The organism is Brevibacterium samyangense (assembly GCF_039529845.1).
GTDB lineage: Bacteria > Actinomycetota > Actinomycetes > Actinomycetales > Brevibacteriaceae > Brevibacterium > Brevibacterium samyangense.
This window is the reverse complement of the sequence record NZ_BAAANO010000016.1, coordinates 46,549-48,698: the sequence shown is the minus strand read 5'-3', so window position 1 is coordinate 48,698 and position 2,150 is coordinate 46,549. Positions and strand designations below refer to the sequence as shown.

Genomic DNA, 2,150 nt, shown 5'->3' with positions numbered 1-2,150 from the left:
CACGGCGGGGCTGATGTCGAGGATCTGGCACCGAACATGCTGACCGGGCATGTACACGAGGGTTTTGCCCTACGGGTTACTGGGCAAGCGGGCCATCCTGGACACACATTTTGGTCTTTGACCCCCTCTCACCCGAGGCGCCGCACGGTCACGAGTGCACGCAACGGCACCACGAGGCCGGCACTCCCGGCGACTCCGCGACCGATCTGCACATGATCCCGTGAGACGTGGGCGAGGACGCCCTTCACCGCGGACCCGGAGAGGCCGTACACGACCCGGACCACGTGACGGGACGTCGCCCATTCACGCAGCACCGATCCGAGACTCCGACGCGACACGGCGGATGCGGGCGCATGCCGGACCGAGGGCAGGACGAGCGACTCCACCGCATCGAGCACGACGAGCACGAGCACCTCGCCCTCGACGCCCGGAACCTCGGGCCCCACGCCTCGACCTGCGTCACCCCGGCCCGCTGCCGCGTCCACGAGACACCAGTTCTCCCCGACCGCACGTACCGCCCCCTCGACCTCGTCGGAGACGAGGCGGAACCGCACCCGTTCACCGAGCGCGCCGGCGATCCGCCTCGGCAACGTCACCTCGGCGAGCTCCTCGTGCACACGGTCCCCGAACTCACCCGCGCGCTCATGGGCACTCTCCGCCCGTGCTGCGGCATCGAGATCCGCGAAGAGGCGGGAGAAACGGTCGTCGTCCGGCGGCAGGGTCTCGCTCATGGCTGCAGTCTGCCCCTGCTGTGCAACCGGTGGCGCGAACTTGTCACGAACGGACGCATGTTCCCCCCATGACACCTCTCGCATTCGACGAGTATGTAATGGCGTCAAATCGCATCTATTGACATCAACATCACGCACTGACACTCTTGAACGCACGCCGTTCCGAGGAGTTCCCATGCGCCTGTTACCCGTTCTCGCCGTTCTCGGCCATCTCGCCCTCGTGTCCGCCTTCGCCCTCCGGTGGCGAACGTGGTGGGAGCTCACCGCGACCGGGGACGCCGGCGCGGCGCTCGTCCTCGTCACGGTCCTCGCGGGCGTCCTCGGTGGGATCCGTACGACCGTCGCCGTCGTCCTGTCCGGGCTGGCGTGGGGGCTCTCGCTCGTCTCCGCGACCGCGGCGAGCGCCGTGGGTCGCTGCGCGTTCCGAGTGAGTCCCGCTCTGCTGCGCGGCAGCCTCCTCCTCCCGACCGCTGCGGTCATCGCACTCGGCGTGGGCTCTCCCGCGAACGCCGTGATTCCCTCACCGGCGTGGCCGACCTCCGGATTCACCGCACCGCACCAGAGCGAGCCACGGGAACCCGCACCGCCCACCCATGGGGTCCCCTCCCCCGCGTGGCCGGTCACCGGTGCGACCGTTCCGTCCGTCGACCCCGAGGCCGAGGCCGCGGACCGGGTTCCCACCGATGACGACGCACCGGCCTCACCCGCCGCACCCGAGGTCACCGTGCACACCGTCACCCGCGGCGAGTCGCTCTGGAGCATCGCCCGCGAGCGCGGGGCGCACGGGGTACAGCACACCGCTGCCGCGGTCGATGCGCTGCACCGCGCGAATGCGGAGGTCGTGGGAGCGGATCCCGACCTCCTCCTGCCCGGCGCTGTGCTCACGATCCCGACCGACCTCGCCTCGCACAGCGGAACCGGGCCCGCACCGGACGGAGCGCGGTCGTGACCACGCCTCTCGTCCTCACCCGACCGACCCCACGTACCCCCGGACGGAGTGCACCCGTCACCCGGACCGTCGTCGGACCACCGGCGGCCTCGGACGAGGAACCCGACGACTTCCTCATCGCGACGGTGCGATCGCTCGCGACGGCGATCGTCGAGGTGATGCAGGGAGCGCGGGCGGCAGCCTCGATCGCGCGCTGGGTCGAACCGGAACTCCTCGAGCGGCTCCGCACCCATGCCGCGATCCGCGGCGACCTCGCCCGCAGCGCTCCCCCACTGCGGACCGTGCAGAGCACCGGCACGCCCCGCCTCTGCCGGGTGTCCCCGACGGTCGTCGAGGCGGCCGTCGTCATCACGACGCCGCGCCGCTCCCGCGGCACCGGACTGCGGCTCGAACACGTCCGCGGCCGCTGGTGCGTCACCGGCTTCGTCTCGGCGTGAGCACACCGCTCGCCGAGGGGGAGCCGCGCCGGA

3 protein-coding genes are annotated in these 2,150 nt (G+C 71.3%); 2 read left to right on the top strand and 1 reads right to left on the bottom strand.

Translation table 11 applies throughout. The features are described 5' to 3' along the window. Nucleotides 1-128: 128 nt before the first annotated feature. Nucleotides 129-731, bottom strand: coding sequence for a hypothetical protein (locus ABD172_RS09210; RefSeq protein WP_344308977.1), 603 nt, complete (start codon nt 729-731; stop codon nt 129-131). Nucleotides 732-906: 175 nt separating this feature from the next. Between ABD172_RS09210 and ABD172_RS09205 the strand changes: the two genes are divergently transcribed. After that, entirely contained in the window at nt 907-1,680 is a 774-nt protein-coding gene (locus ABD172_RS09205) for a LysM peptidoglycan-binding domain-containing protein (RefSeq protein WP_344308975.1), read from the top strand. Next, nucleotides 1,677-2,117, top strand: a complete 441-nt coding sequence (locus ABD172_RS09200; RefSeq protein ID WP_344308973.1) for an Rv3235 family protein — start codon at nt 1,677-1,679, stop codon at nt 2,115-2,117. The genes ABD172_RS09205 and ABD172_RS09200 overlap by 4 nt, the downstream gene beginning before the upstream one ends. Nucleotides 2,118-2,150: the final 33 nt, after the last annotated feature.

What these genes read in the sequence shown, in the direction of transcription:
- ABD172_RS09210 (WP_344308977.1), bottom strand. Translation starts at nt 731, where the DNA reads ATGAGCGAGACCCTGCCGCCGGACGACGACCGTTTCTCCCGCCTCTTC.
- ABD172_RS09205 (WP_344308975.1), top strand. Translation starts at nt 907, where the DNA reads ATGCGCCTGTTACCCGTTCTCGCCGTTCTCGGCCATCTCGCCCTCGTG.